Genomic DNA, 16,549 nt, shown 5'->3' on the forward strand with positions numbered 1-16,549 from the left:
GCTGCCTCTCGTGCGGTTGCAATGATCATACCGGCTTTCACCATTCATCCCAGCCCATGTTACTGCATTGCAACATATATTCAATCGATTTAGATGAGCGTGCGCCGGCTTACCCTGCGGCAATTTGACAATCAGGCGGCGAGTGCAGCCTCCGGAGGTGCCTTCGCGCCGGTCATGAAGGCGACGGCATCGGACATCGTATATTGCTTGGGATCGATGACGCACAGGCGACGACCCAGGCGGTGAATGTGGATACGATCGGCCACCTCGAAGACATGCGGCATGTTGTGTGAGATCAGCACGATCGGCAGGCCGCGCTTCTTGACGTCGAGGATCAGTTCGAGCACGCGGCGGCTTTCCTTGACGCCAAGGGCGGCCGTCGGTTCGTCCATGATCACCACGCGGCTGCCGAAGGCAGCGGCGCGCGCCACCGCCACGCCCTGGCGCTGGCCGCCCGAGAGCGTCTCCACCGCCTGGCTGATGTTCTGGATGGTCATCAGGCCAAGTTCGGTGAGTTTGTCGCGGGCGCGCTTTTCCATCGCCGGGCGGTCGAGCATACGTAACCAGTGGCCGAGGAAGCCGGGTTTGCGGATCTCGCGGCCGAGGAACATGTTGTCGGCGATCGACAGTGCCGGCGACAAAGCGAGGTTCTGGTAGACCGTCTCGATACCGGCTTCGCGGGCCTCCATCGGTGATTTGAAGGAAACGGCTTTGCCTTCAAGCCGGATTTCACCTTCGTCGGGCACGGCCGCGCCGGAAATCGCCTTGATGAGCGACGACTTTCCGGCGCCGTTGTCACCAATGACGGCAAGGATTTCGCCGGGATAAAGGTCGAAGTCGGCATTGTCGAGAGCGGTGACGCGGCCATAGCGCTTGACCAGGCCACGCGCGGTAAGGATGGGTTCCTGGGTCATGACTATGCCGAAACCTTTCTGATCCATTGGTCGATTGCCACGGCGCCGATGATCAGCACACCGGTGAGCAGCACTTTCCATTGCGGATCGGCGCCCAGCATGTTGAGACCCATGGAGACGACACCGACGATCATCGCGCCGAACAGCGTGCCCAGGATAGAGCCGCGCCCGCCGAACAGAGAAATACCGCCGATCACCGTCGCGGTGATGGCCTGCAGATTGTAATCGGTGACGGCGGCGGACGGCGAGATCGAGCCGTTGCGGCCGACAGAAACCCAGGCAGCGAAAGCGGCGATCAGCCCGGCAAGGGTATAGACCGTCACCAGCACCTTCTTGGTCTGGATGCCCGACAGCTTCGCCGCCTCCTGGTCATCGCCGACGGCGTAGACATGGCGGCCCCATGCCGTGTGATTGAGCACGTACCAGAGGATCATCACGAGCACGACCGTGGCTATGACGCCGAGCGTCAGCACCGCCGTGCCGATCTTGAAGCTCAGGGCGAACAGATGCAGCAGCGGCGCCTGAGTGTCGACGTCGGTGTCGCGGATCGTCTCATTGGCCGAATAGATGAAGTTCGTGGCCATGACGATGTTCCAGGTGCCAAGCGTCACGATGAAGGGCGGCAGTTTCATATAGGCGACCAGCAACCCGTTGAGCAGCCCGCAGGCCGCACCCGCGGCAAGCCCGATCGCCACGGCGAGAATGGCCGGCATACCGTAGCTGACCGCGCAATTGCCCATGATCACGGCTGAAATCACCATGATCACGCCAATCGACAGGTCGATGCCGGCGGTCAGGATGACCAGCGTCTGCGCGGCGCCCAGAATGCCAACGATAGCGATCTGCTGCAGGATCAGCGTCAGCGTATAGGACGAAAAGAAACGTCCGCCGATGGCGATGCCGAAAATGATGATCGACAGGACCAGCACGATCAGCGGCACTGCCGCCGGCGTCGAATGCAGGAAATGCTGGATGCGCTTGACGGCCGATTTGTGCTCGTCAAAAGCGGCGACGCTGGTGTCGCTGCCCGAGAGAACCTTCTCGAATTCCTGAGCTTGAGCCATGTTTCCTCCCCGTGAGGTGTCAGCCTAGCGCCAACGCCCGTCCACGCCTTTCCGGTCTGCTGCCGGGATTGTTCGCGGTCACGCGACCCATCGTCCACCCGAAGCGGTCGGGGATCAAGCCCCAACCGCTCGAGTTCGGTAATTGCCGGTCAGACCTGCATCAGCCCCAGCACTTGGCGAGGCCTTCCTTGGTGTCGATGGACTTCACGCCCTTGGCCGGCTTGTCGGTCACCAGGTTGACTCCGGTATCGAAGAAATTCTTGCCTTCGGTCGGCTTCGGCTTGGTTCCGTCCTTGGCGAAGGCGGCGATCGCCTCGATGCCGAGCGCTGCCATCTGCAGCGGGTATTGCTGCGACGTCGCGCCGATGACACCTTCGGTAACCGACTTCACGCCGGGGCAGCCGCCGTCTACGGAGACGATCAGCACCTGCTTTTCAAGGCCGACGGCCTTGAGCGCCTGGTAGGCGCCGACAGCTGCCGGTTCGTTGATGGTGTGGATGACGTTGATGGTGTTGTCCTTCTGCAGAAGGTTCTCCATCGCCTTGCGGCCGCCCTCCTCATTGCCGTTGGTGACGTCGTGGCCGACGATGCGCGGATCGGTTTCGTCGCCGATCTTGTTGGGATCCTTCACGTCGATGCCGTAGCCCATCATGAAGCCCTGGTCGCGCAGCACGTCGACCGTCGGCTGCGACGGCGTCAGGTCGAGGAAGCCGATCTTGGCGTCCTTGGCCTTGTCACCGAGGGTGGCGGCGGCCCAGGCGCCGATCAGCTTGCCGGCCTCGAGATTGTCGGTGGCGAAGGTCGCATCGGCCGCGTCGATCGGATCGAGCGGCGTGTCGAGCGCGATCACCAGCAGGCCGGCGTCACGCGCCTTCTTCACGGTCGGCACAATGCCCTTGGTGTCGGATGCGGTGATCAGGATGCCCTTGGCGCCGTCGGCGATGCAGCTTTCGATGGCCGCCACCTGGCTCTCGCTGTCGCCGTCGATCTTGCCGGCGTAGGTCTTGAGGTCGACGCCGAGTTCCTTGGCCTTTGCGGTCGCGCCTTCCTTCATCTTGACGAAGAAGGGGTTCGTGTCGGTCTTGGTGATCAGGCAAGCGCCGACACCGGCCGCGGAAGCGGACGACGCAAACGCCATCAGACCCAGGGCGGCCGCGGCAAACACGGTCGATTTCAACAGTTTTGTATTGGTCACGATCTTCCTCCCAGTGGAACCATTCCGGATGCCGGCCATCGGCATCTACGGCGCATCCTACGAATTTCTCCCAGCGTGGACGCCGCCTCAACAGACACCAGACCGCAGGCGCTGTCAATAATTAAATCACTCTTATTTATTATTGACAGCCTTGCGCCGTTCACTCATTCTGGCCCAAAAGCATTGAGGGGAAACGACGGGAGGAACAGGGTGGAGACCGCCACTGCGAGGCACGGTTCGCCCGAAGCGAATGACAGCCTGATTCACCGCGGCACCAACCAGAGTGGCATGCGCGACCACAACGAGCGGTTGGTGCTCTCGCTGGTGCGCCAGCATGGCAGTCTGGCGAAATCCGACATCGCCCGCATGACCGGACTTTCGGCGCAGACGGTTTCGGTCATCATGCGCGAACTAGAGGAAGAAGGCCTGCTCGTCCGCCAGGCGCCGCTGCGCGGCAAGATCGGCCAGCCCTCCATCCCGATGGCGCTCAATCCGGAAGGCGCCTTCTTCATCGGCCTCAAGATCGGCCGCCGCAGCGCCGAATTGGTGCTGATCGATTTTCTTGGGCATGTGCGCTCGATGCTGCAGCACTCCTATCGCTATCCGGCTCCGCGCGAGACGGTGGAGTTCGTCACCGATGGCATGAAAAGGATGCGCGGCGAACTGACGCCTGTGCAGGACAAGCGCATCGCCGGCCTCGGCATCGCCATGCCATTCGAACTGTGGAACTGGGCCGACACCGCCGGCGCGCCACGCGATGTCATGGACGAATGGCGCCACCGCGACATCAGGGCCGACATCCAGGCGCAATGCGAGTTTCCAGTCTATCTGCAAAACGATGCCACCTCGGCCTGCGGCGCCGAGCTCGTCTTCGGCCAGGCGGGCGGTGCGCGCGACTTCGTCTATTTCTATATCGGCGCCTTTGCCGGCGGCGGCATCGTGCTCAACGGCCGGCTGTTCGGCGGGCCGACCGGCAATGCCGGCGCGCTTGGCTCGATGCCGGTGCCCGGACCGGACGGCAAGCCGACCCAACTGATCGACGTGGCCTCGATCGCCATGCTGGAAAAAGCGCTCAATGCGCGCGGCGTCGAGGCCTCGCATTTGTGGACCTCGCCCGAGAACTGGGGCGAGATCGGTTCCGAACTTGACGACTGGATCGCCAATGCCTCGCAGGCGCTTGCCTATGCCATCGTCGCGGCGTCCTCGGTCATCGATTTCGAGGCGGCGGTGGTCGATGGCTGGATGCCGCAGGCGGTGCGCCGCCGACTGGTCGATGCCATTGTCGCCGCCATCGCCACAATCGACGGCGAAGGCCTGAAACTTCCCGTCGTTCGCGAAGGAACCGTCGGCATCCATGCCCGGGCGCTCGGCGGCGCGAGCCTGCCGCTGTCCGAACGCTTTCTGATTGGTTCGACGACGATTTCCAGGAGCGCCTGAATGCTGATCGGAATCCCGGCGCTGCTCGGTCCGGACCTTCTGGCGACACTGCGCGCCATGGGCCATGGCGATGAGATCGCCCTGGTCGACGGAAACTATCCGGCAGAGGAGCAGGCAAGGCGCCTGGTCCGGGCCGACGGTCATCATCTCATCCCGGTGCTCGATGCGATCCTGAGCGTGCTGCCGGTCGACGACGCCGTTCCGGAAGCCCTGTTTCGCGCTTCAGTCAAAGGCAATCCCTCGATTGCCGATCCAGTCCATCACGAGATCGAGGCGATCTGCGCCAAGCGCGCGCCGGGCCGCAAGGTGGTTGCACTGGCCGGCGCCGACTTCTATGCACGGGTCAAATTGGCGCATGCCATCGTCGCGACAAGCGAGCCCAGGCTTTACGCCAACATCATCATCCGCAAGGGCGTGATCTATCCGCCGGAGACCAGAAAACCATGATACTTTGCTGCGGCGAAGCCCTGATCGATATGCTGCCGCGCACCACGACGCAAGGTGAGCCGGCTTTCGCCCCCTATGTCGGCGGCGCGGTGTTCAACACGGCGATCGCGCTTGGACGGCTCGGCGCGCCGGCCGGCTTCTTTTCCGGCCTGTCGTCCGACCTTTTCGGTGGCCAGTTCAGGGATGCGCTCGGCGCGAGCAAGGTCAGCTCCACCTATGCCCACACCTCGCCCAGGCCGACCACGCTCGCCTTCGTGCGGCTCACCAACGGTCAGGCGACTTATACATTCTACGACGAGAACACCGCCGGACGCCTGCTGACCATCGACGACCTTCCGGCGCTCGGCAATGAGATCGAGGCCATGCTGTTCGGCGCCATCAGCCTGATCTCCGAACCTGCCGGCAGCGCCTATGAAGAATTCATGCGGCGCGAGCACGCAGGCCGGGTCATGATGCTCGACCCCAACATCCGACCGAACTTCATCCCGGACAAGGCAAAGCACCTCAGGCGCATCCGCGCCATGATGGCGATGGCCGACATCGTGAAGCTGTCGGACGAAGACCTGAACTGGTTCGGCGAAGCCGGCTCGCATGAGGATGTCATCCGCAACTGGCTCGACCGCGGCCCCAAGCTGATCGTCGTCACGCATGGCAGCGAAGGCGCGGTCGGTTACACCAGGGATCACGCCGTCACCGTGATGCCGGAAAAGGTCGAGGTGGTCGACACGGTCGGAGCCGGCGACACGTTCAACGCCGGCATCCTCGCCTCCTTGCACGAGCAGGGCCTGCTGACGAAACCGGCAATCGCCGGTCTGTCGAAAGAAGCCATTCATAAGGCGCTGACGCTTGGTGCCAAGGCAGCGGCAGTGACCGTGTCGCGCGCAGGCGCCAATCCGCCATGGCGGCATGAAATCGCCTGAGCAACGCTCACCTTAAGTTGAGCCAGCCGATCACTTTATGTTTCGCGGGGCCGCTCAGTGGGACTATAAGGTCGCGACTGTGCCCGACGAAGCCCGGATTTCCGGCATCTTGCTAGGATTCACCTGAAATCAGCGGTAACAGACTGCAATATCCGGGCAATCGGTGGCCCCGGCTGCCCGGCTTTCTCGGCAGGCGCAACTCTGGTACCAGCGGGCCGTTATTTGGCTAAACCGCCTGATTGAAATCGTTTTTGAGGCTGACATGCAGTTCATCGATCTTGGCGCACAGCGCGAACGTATCCGCGACCGGCTGAAGGCCGCGATCGACCATGTCGTCGAGGACGGTCGCTACATCCTCGGGCCCCAGGTGGCGGAGTTCGAGAAGAAGCTCGCAGCCTATGTCGGCACCAAGCATGTCGTGGCCTGCGCCAACGGCACCGATGCACTGCTGTTGCCGCTGTTTGCCGCCGGCATCGGCCCGGGGGATGCTGTGTTCGTGCCGAGCTTCACTTTCGCCGCCACCGCGGAAGTGGTGGCGCTGGCCAAGGCCGAGCCCGTCTTCGTCGACGTCGATCCGGTGACCTACAACATCGACATCGCCAGCCTCGAGGCGGCCATCGCCATGATCAAGAAGGAAGGCAGGCTGCAGCCTAAGGCAATCATTCCTGTCGACCTGTTCGGCCTTGCCGCCGATTACGATGCCATCATGGCGATCGCCAACCGCGAAGGGCTGCTGGTGATCGAGGACGCCGCCCAGTCGATGGGCGGGTCGCTTGACAGCAAGATGTGCGGTGCTTTCGGCCATGTCGGCTCGACCAGCTTCTATCCGGCCAAGCCGCTTGGCTGCTATGGCGATGGCGGCGCGATGTTCACCAACGACGACGAGATGGCCGACAAGCTCAGATCCTTCGCCTTCCACGGCAAGGGCGAGACGCAATATGACAATGTCCGCGTCGGCATCAATTCGCGGCTCGACACGCTGCAGGCGGCGATCCTCATCGAAAAGCTCGCCATACTCGAAGACGAGATGGTGGCACGCCAGGTGGTGGCAAATCGCTATGCCGAAGGGCTTGGCGATATCGTCACGGCGGCCCGCAACCTGGACGGCAGCCGTTCGGCCTGGGCGCAGTACGCCATCGAGACGCCCAAGCGCGATGGCCTGAAGGCGCATCTGAGCGAAAAAAGCATCCCGTCCGTCATCTACTACGTCAAGCCGCTGCATGCCCAGGTCGCCTATCGCGACTACCCACGCACGCCGACCGGCCTTGCCGTCTCGGAGGATCTGCCGAAGCGCATCCTGTGCCTGCCAATGCACCCCTATCTCAGCGAAGCCGACCAGGACCGGATCATCGAGACGATCCGCAACTATATCGGCTCGAACTCGGCGCAGGCTGCGGCCGAGTAATCGGCAGCCGGTCTCAGATGGGGCTCGCCCCTGCCCTGCCGCTAGCGATGAAATGCGGGTTGGCGAAATCCTCGTCGTCGGCTTGGTCGCGTTTGCCGTAGGCCAAGGGCTTGCCGTCCAGCGTGCGTGTCGTGCCGCCCGCCGCGCGCAGCACCGCGTCGCCTGCCGCGGTGTCCCATTCCATGGTGCGTCCGAAGCGCGGATAGACATCCGCCTCGGCGCTGGCGAGAAGACAGAATTTCAAGGACGAACCGACAGAGACGATCTCGGCGGCACCGAGGTCGCGAATATAGGCTTCGGTTTCCGGCGTGTTGTGGGAGCGGCTGGCCACCACAGCCAGCGGCGCTGCTGCCGTTCTCACCGAAATCGGCCGGCGGCCGACGATCTGGTAATCGCTATCGATTTCCAAGGCTTCCGCCCTCCCCGGCCGGCCGGAAAAGAAACGTCCGGTGCAAGGTGCGAAGACGACGCCGAGTTCCGGCACGCCATGGCGGACAAGCGCGATGTTGACGGTGAAGTCGGTGCGGCGATTGACGAATTCCTTGGTGCCGTCGAGCGGGTCGATGAGGAAGAAGGCCTCGCCAAGATCGGCCGGCATGATTCCAGCCGCCGCTTCCTCCTCAGCCACGCAAGGAATCTCGGGAAATGCGGCACGCAGCCCGGCGAGAATGATCTTCTCGCTCTCGCGATCCGCCTCGGTCACCGGTGAGGCGTCGGATTTGCGGTCGACGGCGCAGCCGGCATGGAACACACGCATGACCTCGCGCCCGGCCGCCAGGGCCAGCCGCTCGAAGATATCGAGCATCAACCTGTCGTTAGATACCGCCGCCACTGTCATATTGGTCTTCGGCAATGTCACGCTCGTTTAGCCAGTGTTCCAGGGCATCTACCATCTCTTCCGCCGATCTGCCGAGCGTCTTCAGATGGATTTCCGGGTTTTCCGGCGCTTCGTATGGGGAATCGACGCCGGTGAAGTTCTTTATCTCGCCGTTCAGCGCGCGGGCATAGAGGCCTTTCGGATCACGCCTGGCGCACTCCTCGAAAGGCGTGTCGACAAACACCTCGATGAATTCACCGTCGGCCATCAATTCCCTGGCCATGCGCCGCTCGGCGCTGAACGGCGAGATGAACGAAACAATGACGATCAAACCGGCATCGGCCATCAGCTTGGCCACTTCGGCCACCCGGCGGATGTTCTCGACGCGGTCGGCATCGGTGAAGCCGAGATCGCGGTTGAGACCGTGACGGACATTGTCGCCATCCAGGATATAGGTGTGCCGGCCGGTGGCGAACAGCTTCTTCTCGAACAAATTGGCGATGGTCGATTTGCCGGAGCCCGAAAGCCCGGTGAACCAGAACACGGCGGGGCGCTGGTTCTTTATGTCGGCGCGCACGCGCTTGCCGACATCGAGCGATTGCCAATGGATGTTTTCGGCACGACGCAGCGAGTGCACGATCATGCCGGCGCCGACGGTGGCGTTCGAGATGCGATCAATCAGGATGAAGGCGCCGGTGGTGCGGTTCTCGGCGAAAGGATCGAAGGCGATCGGCGCTCGCGTCGAGATGTTGCAGATGCCGACTTCGTTCATCTCAAGCGACTTGGCCGCCTCATGGGCGAAGTCGTTGACGTTGATGCGGTATTTCAGGTCGGTGACGGTGGCGCTGGTCTGGTCGGTTTCGGTGCGCAGGATGTAGGAACGACCCGGCAGCAGCGCATGCTCGTCAAACCAGACGATGTTGGCGGCGAACTGATCGGCGACCTGCGGCCTGGCGGCCGGCGAAACCAGCATATTGCCTCTGGAGACCTCGACCTCGTCGTCGAGGACGAGGGTGATGGCCTGGCCGGCCACTGCCTGTTTGAGATCGCCGCCATAAGCGACGATGCGTTTGACATGCGAGGACTTGCCGGATTTGGCGACGACGACCTCGTCGCCTGGCGCGATGGCGCCTGACGCGATCGTGCCGGCAAAACCGCGGAAGTCGAGATTGGGACGGTTGACGTACTGCACCGGAAAACGGAACGGCTGTTCGACGGCAGCCTCTTCGACCGAAACGGTCTCGAGGTGCTCGATCAGCGTCGGGCCGGAATACCAATGCATGTTCTGCGACCGGCTGCTGACATTGTCACCGTAACGGGCCGACATCGGGATCGGCACGATGGTCTGGAAGCCGAGATCGCGTGAGAACTGCCCGTAGTCTTCGACGATCCGGTCGAAAACCGCCTGGTCGAAATCGACGAGATCGATCTTGTTGACGGCCAGCACGATGTGACGGATGCCGAGCAGCGAGGCGATGATCGAATGGCGCCTTGTCTGGCGCAGCACGCCTTGGCGGGCATCGATCAGCACGATCGCCAGATCGGCGGTCGAGGCGCCTGTGGCCATGTTGCGGGTGTACTGCTCGTGGCCGGGCGTGTCGGCGACGATGAACTTGCGCTTCGGCGTAGCAAAGAAGCGGTAGGCGACGTCGATGGTGATGCCTTGCTCGCGCTCGGCCTCGAGGCCATCGACCAGCAGCGCGAAATCGATGTCGTCGCCAGTGGTGCCGTGCTTACGCGAATCGCGTTCGAGCGCGGCGAGTTGATCCTCGAATATCTGCTTGGTGTCGGACAGCAGACGGCCGATCAGCGTCGACTTGCCGTCATCGACGGAACCGCAGGTCAGGAAGCGCAGCAGCGACTTCTTCTCCTGCGCAGCCAGGTAGTCGCGGACGCTGTCGGTCGGGGCGAGGCTTTTTGCCATGATGTGACGCATGGTCAGAAATACCCCTCGCGCTTCTTCTTTCCATCGAGCCTGCCTCATCGCGGTCGATCAGGCGGCCCTGGCGCTCGGAGGTGCGGGCGGTCAGCATCTCGCCAACGATGGCTTCGAGCGTGTCGGCATCGGATTCGATAGCGCCGGTGAGCGGATAGCAGCCAAGTGTGCGGAACCGGACCAGCCGGTTCTCGACCGTCTCGCCAGGGTGTAGTTTCATACGATCGTCATCCTTGAGGATCAGCATGCCGTCGCGTTCCACCACCGGCCGCTCCTTGGCGAAATAGAGCGGCACGATCGGGATGTTCTCCTGCAGGATGTACTGCCAGATATCGAGTTCGGTCCAGTTCGACAGCGGGAAGACGCGGATCGATTCGCCCGATGCGATGCGGGTGTTGAATATCTTCCACATTTCGGGGCGCTGGTTCTTCGGATCCCAGACATGCTGGGCATTGCGGAACGAGAATATGCGCTCCTTGGCGCGCGATTTCTCCTCGTCGCGACGGGCACCACCGAAGGCGGCATCGAAACCGTATTTGTCGAGCGCCTGGCGCAGCGCCACGGTCTTCATCACATGGGTGTGGGTGTTCGAGCCATGGTCGAACGGATTGATGTTGTCGCGCACGCCGTCTTCGTTGACATGCACCAAAAGATCGAAGCCCAGTTTTTGCGCCATCTGATCGCGAAAAGCGATCATTTCGCGGAATTTCCAGGTGGTGTCGACGTGAAGGAACGGGAACGGCGGCTTGGCGGGATAGAACGCCTTCATTGCCAGATGCATCAGCACGGATGAATCTTTGCCGACCGAATAGAGCATGACCGGCTTGGAGAAGGCGGCCGCGACCTCGCGGAAAATGTGGATGGACTCGGCTTCAAGCCGCTGCAGATGCGTAAGTGCTATGGTCATAGACTGTGAGCGTTCTCTCGTGCCTTGCGCCAAAAGACCTTGCGTCAAATCATCGAGCCTTTTGCGCCCGGTTCAAGCTTCGCTTCTGGACAAAGTGTTTTCGTGCGGGCGTTCTAGCAGATCGGCGCACGGCAGAACAATGCAAGACGAGCCCGGCAGCGGTCGGTTCGGGAATGAATTTTCCACGCTTTCGCCATAACCCGAAAATTTCTGTTCGCAAGGCCTCCAACCGGGAAAAGGCAGGAAAAATATTGCTCGGGATGACCTGACGACAAACACTCCTGGAGCCCTTTGCCAATCGACGGGCGCCGGGCCGCCGATTTTCGGTGACAACAAGCCCCGGCGCACTATCGAAAAGACAGCCCAGCCGTTATACAACCTCCGGAAGCGGGCAAGATGCGTCATCAGGCATGGGCAATTTCGAGGCGAGCACATTCGGTTCCGCTGAACAGGATGTGCCGCATAAAGCTACTCGAGAATAGCGAGCCCGAAACTTGAACCGGCTTTCGTCCATCAGACCGCAAATCACGCCGTCGCGGATCAATATCTACTTCTCCATTCTTTGCTTCTTTTTCCACCGGTCCTGGGATCGCTGGTCAGCTTCGTGTTCAATGGCGGCGGCCTGTGGTCCGTCCTGTTGATCGCCTTGAAGAAGAGGCGCTTCAACATCGACAGGGCGATGATGGCGCTGACGATCGCGATCTATGCCTATTGCGCGGCCAATATCCTGGCGTCCATCGTCAACAATGCGATCGTCCAGGATGCGCCACGCCTTATTCCGCTCGTGACCTTCCTGCTTTTCCCCATCTCCTATTCGACCTGGAGCATCACGCAGAAAACCACGCTCGTCCGCATCATCGTGCTCAGCAGCCTGGCCGCCTGTTTCGTCGCGCTGCTGCTGGCCGTTATCCAGCAATATTGGGTGGGGATGAGGGCCAAGGGCGGGGCCGGCAATGCGATCGTGTTCGCGGAGGTGCTTTGCCTTGCCGTAATGGTCTGTGTCGCCGGCGCCTTGTCGGGTATCGAGAGACACAGGAACGCCCTCATCTGCGCAGCCCTTGGCGGAACGATCGCCATCATCTACTCCGGTACGCGCATTATCTGGCTGTCGCTGCTGATCGCCGGCATCGCCGTCCTGCTGATCAACCAACAGAGGCTGAAAGGAAAGAATGCCGTTCGCCTGCTGGTGCTGCTGGTGGCGGTCGGCGCCGTGATCGCGGCCGTCGGTTTCCAGACGATATCCGGGCGTGTCGACTTTCTGCGTTCCGACTTGGACGCGCTCGCCACCCATGGTGACTACACGACGCCCATCGGATTGCGATTCGCCGTGTGGGATATCGGCCTGAAGGCGTTTCGCGAGATGCCCTTGTTCGGACATGGAGTGGGTGCCACCCAAACCTTGATAAAACAGGGCTTCCGCGATCAGTTCGGAATGGATGCAGGCTTCAGCCATTTCCACAACGGCTTCCTGACCGCCTTGGTGCAGGCGGGAAATCCTGGGCGCGGTGACGCTGGCGGCTATCTTTGTGGTTGCCGCCAGGAATGCCGCCTTGGTCCTGCGAAACAGCACCGATCCGATCGAGCGGTTCGGCGCCACCATGATTGTCATCGTGGTGATCACCTATCTCACGGCTGGAATGACAGGCATCCTGGTCGGTCACGACATTCTGGACTCGATGCTTATGGTCTTCCTGGTGTCGGGAACGTATCTCGCCTCCGGACGTCAGGCCCCGTTGCCGCAAGACCAGGCACTTGCGCCGATGACGGACGAACGAGAGCTGGCGCCAGTGACGGAAGACCCAATCCTTTCGCCGACGATGGAAGAGCAGATGCGTCCATCCGTCACCCAATAGGCGTTCAGGGCAAAGGCGATGAAAGTCCTGATCACAGGCGCGACGGGCTTTATCGGCCGCCAGGTGGTCAGCCAGCTTCGAAAGGCCGGCGCCGAGCTTCGCCTCGCGTCCCGTCACCCGCAGAGGCTCGGTCCGGGACATGACGCCATGCAGATGCCAGGTTTCGATGCGCCGACGGCTGCCTTCCTGGCGCTTACCAGGGGCGTTACGGATGTCATTCATTGCGCGGGTCTGAACAATGATGAAGGCAGCGCCACCGACGCCGATTTTCGCGCGGCCAATGCGGAATTGAGCGCAAGGCTGGCGCAAGCGGCGGCCGAACAGGCAAGCGGACGCTTCATCCAGCTCTCCTCGATCCGGGCCGTGATCGGCGCGCGCGTCAGTGCAACGATCGACGCGGACACGATACCCGATCCGCAATGCGCCTATGGGCGCTCGAAGCGCGAAGCAGAGATCAGGGTGCTGGACGCCTATGCGTCGCATGGCCGTTCCGACGCGACCGTGCTGCGACTGCCTCCGGTCTACGGAAGCGGCATGAACGGAAGCGGCATGAAAGGAAACCTGGCGACACTGATGCGCCTGGCCGACACGGCCGTGCCGCTGCCGACCGGCGCACTGACGGGAACCCGCTCGCTGCTGTCATCGCAATCGGCGGCAGGCGCGGTGTGGCATTTGCTCAGCCACTCGGGGCCGCTGCGCCCGATCTATATTGCCAGCGATGTGCCGCCGGTTACGATCGCTGACATCGTCGGCGCCTTTCGCAGCGGTTTGCGACGACCGACGCGCCTGATGGCCGTGCCGGCCGGGCCGTTGCGGGCAGCCGCGATCCTGCTGGGCAAGCGGACGTCCTGGGACAGCTTGACCGCGACACAGATATGCGACCCTTCCCTGCTCGTATCGGAAGGCTGGCTGCCGGAAACCGGCACGCTGGAGCGGCTGGCCGAGACAGCGCGTCTCGGAACCGCTCAATCGCCGCCGTTGCGATAGAGCGTTCCAAACAGGATGCGAAGATCGAGCCAGAACGACGCCGCCTTGAGATAGGCTGCATCCGTTTCGGCCAGAAGCTGCGGGTTCGACATGTCGATGCCCCTGATCTGGGCCATGCCGGTAATGCCTGGACGTGCTGCCAAAACCCCCAGCCGCCTGCGACTCTCGATCAATTCCGTCTGTGTCGGCAGACAAGGGCGCGGCCCGACCAGGCTCATCTCGCCCTTGAGGACATTCCAGAATTGCGGCAGCTCATCGAGCTTGAATTTCCGCAAGGTCCTTCCGACCGCGGTCACGGCATTGGCCGGCGCTTCGTGTGAGGGCAAGGACGGCGTTCCCTGAACCATCGTCCGCAATTTGTGGCAGCGAAACAACGCACCATCGCGGCCGACCCGCGTTTGCGAAAAAATCACCGGACCAGGCGACGATGCCCGCACGGCAAGGACGCAGAGCAACAGAACAGGCGACGTCACCACCAACAACAGGACTGTCGCGACGAGATCGAAGGCTCGCTTCAGTCCGTTCACGGCCATCCCCCGATCACTAACACCGCCGGCCGCGGGATCGATATCCCAGCAAGATCTCGCCGTCCAACCGTCAGCTGCAACGTCCCTAACCTGCTTGCCCGACTGTTCTCGAACCAGCTTCCTGCCGCGTGTCGGGCGCTGATGTCTCCGGCCGATGGAGTTCCGCCAACACGGCAAGGGCGGAAGCCTTGTCCTGGTTCTTCATTGCCGCCTGCAGCGCAGCCAGTGCGGCCTGAACCGCCGGCCACGCCACGACATCGGTCCTGAGACCGAAGATCTTGGCGATGTCGAGCGTGACGACCTCCTCATTGGCGCCCTGCAGCGTCTCATGCAGCTTCTCGCCGGGCCTGATGCCGGTGAAGCGGATCGGGATATCCGCATAAGGCGTCTTGCCGGCCATGCGGATCATGGTTTCCGCGACTTCCAGAATCGGCACGGGCTTGCCCATGTCGAGCATGTAGATGGCATAGTCGTCCTTGCCGTTACGCGACTGTGCGTCGGCGGCGGCCATGATGACGAGGTCGACAGCTTCCGCCACCGTCATGAAATAACGCGTCATGCGCCGATCGGTAATCGTGACTGGGCCGCCGGCTTCGATCTGTGCTTGGAAGATGGTCGCCACCGAACCATTGGAGCCAAACACGTTGCCGAACCGCACGGCTATGAACTTGGTGCCGGAACGGCGCCCATCCGCCGCAATTGCATGGCTTTCGTGCAGAGAGCTGACGAGCTGCTCGGCGGCTCTCTTGGTGATGCCAAGCACCGAGGTCGGATCCACGGCCTTGTCGCTCGAGATGAGCAGGAACTGCGGGACGCCGCATTTGGCGGCAACCTCAGCGCAGACAAGCGTGCCGAAAACATTGGTCTGAATGGCCGATTCCCAGTTTTCCTCGAGCAGCGGAACGTGCTTGAGCGCCGCGGCATGGAAGATGATGTCCGGTTTGAATTCCGTGACGACACGGGTCATCTGGCGCCGATCCGCGACATCGACAATACGGACCTTCAGGCGATCATGGTCCTTCTCGTCGACATACTGGCTCAACTGGAAGATGCCGAACTCGGAATTGTCGGCGACCAGCACCGCCCCTGCCCCCAGCTCCAGCGACCGCTTGACCAGTGTGCGGCCGATAGACCCGGCGCCTCCGGTCACCAGGACGCGCCTGCCGCCGACAAAGGCACCGATGCGTTCGATATCGGACGGCACCGTCGGACGGCGCAGGATCGTCTCCATCTCGACTTCGTCGAGAACGATCTTCCCTCCTGCCCCAGTTGCGAAAGCCTCGAGAACTGCGCGACGGCTATGCCGCCATGGCGGGCGACGCGCACAAGCTCGGAATATTCCTCGATCTCATGCTCGACGCCGCTGCCGAAAATAAGCAGGTCGATGCTCTTGGTGCCGGCGGCGTAGTCCTCGAGCACATCGATCAGACGCGGCCGGGACGCCACCACGGGAACACCTTGAATCCGTGTGCCCAACGGCGCGCCGCGTTCGGTCGCCATGATGCCGGCGATGGAATAGTCGGCCGGCTCTGCCGTGCGCGTGAAGCGGATGATCAGGTCGGCCTCGCCAAGCCGACCGACGAACAGCGCCCGCCTGGCCTGCGTTTTGTTGGCCTTCTGGGTGAGGATGCCCCAGCTCGCGCCGTCGCGAAGAAATCGGTAGAACAGCCGAGGCGCCGATATGATGGTGAAGGAAACGAGGAAGAAGACGATGAATTGGCGCTCGTTGAGGCCAGCCACAGGCTGGAGGAAACGAGACATCAGCGAAACGGTATAAAGCACAACCGTCAGAATTGCGCAGCTCTTCAGAATGTTGAAAAAGTCCGGGGTCGAGGCAAAGCGCCAGATCGTGGTGTAGAGACCACAATATCGGAACAGCAGGTGGCTGATGAGAACGACCCCTGCCCAGGTGACAAAGCCTTCGTAGGAGAATGCATCGAACGAAAGGTCTGACCTGGAGAGGACGAGACTAAGCGCCACCGCGACCAGGACCATGGCCATATCCTGGACCATGATGAAGGCGCGCCGCATCTTCGGCCGACTTCCGGATACGGCTTTTACATAGGAAGTCATTGGCCAGTACTATACTCCAGGCAAGGATTCGAACATTACAGCCTCGCGCGATCGAATGACATCCCTC

At 62.0% G+C, this 16,549-nt stretch carries 12 protein-coding genes and 3 pseudogenes; 7 read left to right on the plus strand and 8 right to left on the minus strand.

Features of this window, described 5'->3' with window-relative positions:
- Positions 1 to 131: 131 nt before the first annotated feature.
- The 3 genes from AC0V8S_RS29760 to AC0V8S_RS29770 form a co-directional block, all read right to left on the minus strand.
- Positions 132 to 914 carry an ATP-binding cassette domain-containing protein gene (locus tag AC0V8S_RS29760; RefSeq protein WP_475435017.1) on the minus strand — a complete coding sequence of 261 codons (783 nt, stop codon included), beginning with the start codon at positions 912 to 914 and terminating at the stop codon, positions 132 to 134.
- Between the two features lie 2 nt (positions 915 to 916).
- Complete coding sequence (locus tag AC0V8S_RS29765) at positions 917 to 1,978, minus strand: ABC transporter permease (RefSeq protein ID WP_095198595.1); 1,062 nt, start codon at positions 1,976 to 1,978, stop codon at positions 917 to 919.
- Positions 1,979 to 2,138: 160 nt separating this feature from the next.
- Entirely contained in the window at positions 2,139 to 3,116 is a 978-nt protein-coding gene (locus AC0V8S_RS29770) for a sugar ABC transporter substrate-binding protein (protein ID WP_394811859.1), read from the minus strand.
- Positions 3,117 to 3,383: 267 nt separating this feature from the next.
- On the opposite strand from AC0V8S_RS29770, the gene AC0V8S_RS29775 reads away from it, so the two are divergent.
- The 4 genes from AC0V8S_RS29775 (at position 3,384) to AC0V8S_RS29790 (ending at position 7,382) form a co-directional block, all read left to right on the plus strand.
- Entirely contained in the window at positions 3,384 to 4,610 is a 1,227-nt protein-coding gene (locus AC0V8S_RS29775; protein ID WP_475435019.1) for an ROK family transcriptional regulator, read from the plus strand.
- Complete coding sequence (locus tag AC0V8S_RS29780; RefSeq protein WP_095198597.1) at positions 4,611 to 5,057, plus strand: RbsD/FucU family protein; 447 nt, start codon at positions 4,611 to 4,613, stop codon at positions 5,055 to 5,057. It abuts the gene before it with no gap.
- Positions 5,054 to 5,977, plus strand: coding sequence for a carbohydrate kinase family protein (locus AC0V8S_RS29785; RefSeq protein ID WP_475435021.1), 924 nt, complete (start codon positions 5,054 to 5,056; stop codon positions 5,975 to 5,977). Before AC0V8S_RS29780 ends, AC0V8S_RS29785 begins: the two co-directional genes overlap by 4 nt.
- Before the next feature lie 262 nt (positions 5,978 to 6,239).
- Positions 6,240 to 7,382: a DegT/DnrJ/EryC1/StrS family aminotransferase gene (locus tag AC0V8S_RS29790; protein ID WP_475435023.1), complete on the plus strand. Its 1,143-nt coding sequence runs from the start codon at positions 6,240 to 6,242 to the stop codon at positions 7,380 to 7,382.
- Between the two features lie 13 nt (positions 7,383 to 7,395).
- Here AC0V8S_RS29790 and cysQ read toward each other — a convergent pair whose 3' ends face one another.
- The 3 genes and pseudogenes from cysQ to cysD form a co-directional block, all read right to left on the minus strand.
- Complete coding sequence (gene cysQ, locus AC0V8S_RS29795) at positions 7,396 to 8,187, minus strand: 3'(2'),5'-bisphosphate nucleotidase CysQ (protein WP_475438723.1); 792 nt, start codon at positions 8,185 to 8,187, stop codon at positions 7,396 to 7,398.
- 10 nt (positions 8,188 to 8,197) lie between these two features.
- Positions 8,198 to 10,135 (minus strand): sulfate adenylyltransferase subunit CysN, encoded by a 1,938-nt coding sequence (cysN, locus tag AC0V8S_RS29800; protein ID WP_475435025.1) that lies wholly within the window; start codon positions 10,133 to 10,135, stop codon positions 8,198 to 8,200.
- Between the two features lie 2 nt (positions 10,136 to 10,137).
- Positions 10,138 to 11,042: pseudogene (gene cysD, locus AC0V8S_RS29805) on the minus strand (sulfate adenylyltransferase subunit CysD).
- 991 nt (positions 11,043 to 12,033) lie between these two features.
- Between cysD and AC0V8S_RS29810 the strand changes: the two are divergent.
- From AC0V8S_RS29810 to AC0V8S_RS29820, 3 genes and pseudogenes are all read left to right on the plus strand, one after another.
- Positions 12,034 to 12,483 (plus strand): annotated as a pseudogene (locus AC0V8S_RS29810) (O-antigen ligase family protein); the annotation flags it as partial.
- A gap of 157 nt (positions 12,484 to 12,640) precedes the next feature.
- Complete coding sequence (locus AC0V8S_RS29815; protein ID WP_475438769.1) at positions 12,641 to 12,895, plus strand: hypothetical protein; 255 nt, start codon at positions 12,641 to 12,643, stop codon at positions 12,893 to 12,895.
- Between the two features lie 18 nt (positions 12,896 to 12,913).
- Complete coding sequence (locus AC0V8S_RS29820; protein WP_475435027.1) at positions 12,914 to 13,882, plus strand: UDP-glucose 4-epimerase family protein; 969 nt, start codon at positions 12,914 to 12,916, stop codon at positions 13,880 to 13,882.
- On the opposite strand, the gene AC0V8S_RS29825 is transcribed toward AC0V8S_RS29820, so the two are convergent.
- The gene (locus AC0V8S_RS29825) at positions 13,861 to 14,415 is read right to left on the minus strand and encodes a sugar transferase (protein ID WP_183457595.1); all 555 of its coding nucleotides are present in this window, start codon (positions 14,413 to 14,415) and stop codon (positions 13,861 to 13,863) included. The two genes, AC0V8S_RS29820 and AC0V8S_RS29825, sit on opposite strands and share 22 nt — an antisense overlap.
- A 79-nt stretch (positions 14,416 to 14,494) precedes the next feature.
- Positions 14,495 to 16,482: pseudogene (locus AC0V8S_RS29830) on the minus strand (SDR family NAD(P)-dependent oxidoreductase).
- Positions 16,483 to 16,549: the final 67 nt, after the last annotated feature.

This window comes from Mesorhizobium oxytropidicola, assembly GCF_056174625.1.

Bases quoted from the DNA above. Each gene is read 5' to 3' on its own strand.
- AC0V8S_RS29780 (WP_095198597.1), top strand. From the start codon at position 4,611: ATGCTGATCGGAATCCCGGCGCTGCTCGGTCCGGACCTTCTGGCGACA.
- AC0V8S_RS29785 (WP_475435021.1), top strand. From the start codon at position 5,054: ATGATACTTTGCTGCGGCGAAGCCCTGATCGATATGCTGCCGCGCACC.
- AC0V8S_RS29825 (WP_183457595.1), bottom strand. From the start codon at position 14,415: ATGGCCGTGAACGGACTGAAGCGAGCCTTCGATCTCGTCGCGACAGTC.
- AC0V8S_RS29770 (WP_394811859.1), bottom strand. From the start codon at position 3,116: ATGGCGTTTGCGTCGTCCGCTTCCGCGGCCGGTGTCGGCGCTTGCCTG.
- AC0V8S_RS29760 (WP_475435017.1), bottom strand. From the start codon at position 914: ATGACCCAGGAACCCATCCTTACCGCGCGTGGCCTGGTCAAGCGCTAT.
- cysN (WP_475435025.1), bottom strand. From the start codon at position 10,135: ATGCGTCACATCATGGCAAAAAGCCTCGCCCCGACCGACAGCGTCCGC.
- AC0V8S_RS29765 (WP_095198595.1), bottom strand. From the start codon at position 1,978: ATGGCTCAAGCTCAGGAATTCGAGAAGGTTCTCTCGGGCAGCGACACC.
- cysQ (WP_475438723.1), bottom strand. From the start codon at position 8,187: ATGCTCGATATCTTCGAGCGGCTGGCCCTGGCGGCCGGGCGCGAGGTC.
- AC0V8S_RS29815 (WP_475438769.1), top strand. From the start codon at position 12,641: ATGATTGTCATCGTGGTGATCACCTATCTCACGGCTGGAATGACAGGC.
- AC0V8S_RS29820 (WP_475435027.1), top strand. From the start codon at position 12,914: ATGAAAGTCCTGATCACAGGCGCGACGGGCTTTATCGGCCGCCAGGTG.
- AC0V8S_RS29790 (WP_475435023.1), top strand. From the start codon at position 6,240: ATGCAGTTCATCGATCTTGGCGCACAGCGCGAACGTATCCGCGACCGG.